Genomic DNA, 1,393 nt, shown 5'->3' on the forward strand with positions numbered 1-1,393 from the left:
GGGACTGTACGGTCACTGGTGTAACTCCTGATCAAGGAGAACACACCTGATGAGTAATGTGATCCAGGCATCGACGGAGATCGACCTGGAGGACGCCGCGGTGACGCGCAAGAAGCCCGAGAACTCGACGGATCGGGAGCTGGTGGCCAGGCTGGTCGATCAGGCCCGGGCGGAGGGCGTGGAACTGGTGGGTGAGAACGGGCTGCTGGGCCGGCTGACCAAGCTGGTGCTGGAGTCCGCGCTGGAAGGTGAGATCACCGACCATCTCGGCTATGACAAGCACCAGCGCTCCGGCGGCGAGACGACCAACAGCCGTAACGGCGCCCGCTCCAAGACGGTCATCACCGACGTCGGCCCGGTGGAGATCACCGTGCCCCGGGATCGGGACGGCAGCTTCGAGCCGAAGATCGTGCGTAAGCGGCAGCGGCGGCTGTCCGGTGTCGATGAAATGGTCATCTCGCTGGCCGCCAAGGGACTGACGACCGGGGAGATCTCCGCGCACCTGGCCGAGGTCTACGGTGCCGAGGTGTCCAAGCAGACCATCTCCACCATCACCGACAAGGTGCTGGAGGGCATGGCCGAGTGGCAGAACCGGCCGCTCGACCCCGCCTACCCGGTGATCTTCATCGACGCCATCCACGTGAAACTACGTGACGGCCAGGTCGCCAACCGGCCCATCTACGTGGCGCTGGCCGTCACCGTCGACGGCGAGCGCGACATCCTCGGCCTGTGGGCCGGCGACGGCGGCGAGGGCGCCAAGTTCTGGCTGCACGTGCTGACCGAGATCAAGAACCGCGGCGTGGCCGATGCACTGATGGTGGTCTGCGACGGCCTCAAAGGGCTGCCGCAGGCCATCGAGACCGTCTGGCCCCGGACGGTCGTCCAGACGTGCGTCGTTCACCTGCTGCGCGCTTCGTTCCGGTATGCCGCCCGCCAGCACTGGGACGCCATCGCCAAGGCGCTCAAGCCGGTTTACACCGCGCCGACCGAAGCGGCCGCGCTCGAGCGGTTCTACGAGTTCGCCGAGACGTGGGGTGGCAAGTATCCGGCGATCGTGAAGTTGTGGGAGGACGCCTGGGCCGAGTTCGTGCCCTTCCTCAACTTCGACCCCGAGATCCGCCGGGTGATCTGCTCGACCAACGCGATCGAGTCGGTCAACGCGCGGATCCGCCGGGCGGTCAAGGCCCGCGGCCACTTCCCGAACGAGCAGGCCGCGCTCAAGTGCGTCTACATGGCGATCATGAGCCTGGACCCGACCGGCAAGGGCCGCAAGCGTTGGATCATCCGCTGGAAGGCTGCCCTGAACGCCTTCGCCATCACCTTCGAAGGCCGCCTGACCCCGATCACCCGCTAATCAAGCAAAATCGAGATACACCACTGACTGGACACACCC

Annotated in this window: 1 protein-coding gene; it reads left to right on the forward strand. The window is 66.0% G+C overall.

What is annotated here, in order from left to right; translation table 11 throughout:
- The first annotated feature begins 49 nt into the window (after positions 1 to 49).
- Positions 50 to 1,354 carry an IS256 family transposase gene (locus V5E28_RS48975; RefSeq protein ID WP_336217186.1) on the forward strand — a complete coding sequence of 435 codons (1,305 nt, stop codon included), beginning with the start codon at positions 50 to 52 and terminating at the stop codon, positions 1,352 to 1,354.
- Positions 1,355 to 1,393 lie beyond the last annotated feature (39 nt).

Origin of the sequence: Nonomuraea sp. LPB2021202275-12-8 (assembly GCF_037044575.1) — a bacterium.
Lineage (GTDB): Bacteria > Actinomycetota > Actinomycetes > Streptosporangiales > Streptosporangiaceae > Nonomuraea.

Excerpts from the sequence above, each read along its gene's own strand:
- V5E28_RS48975 (WP_336217186.1), top strand. The coding sequence starts at position 50 with ATGAGTAATGTGATCCAGGCATCGACGGAGATCGACCTGGAGGACGCC.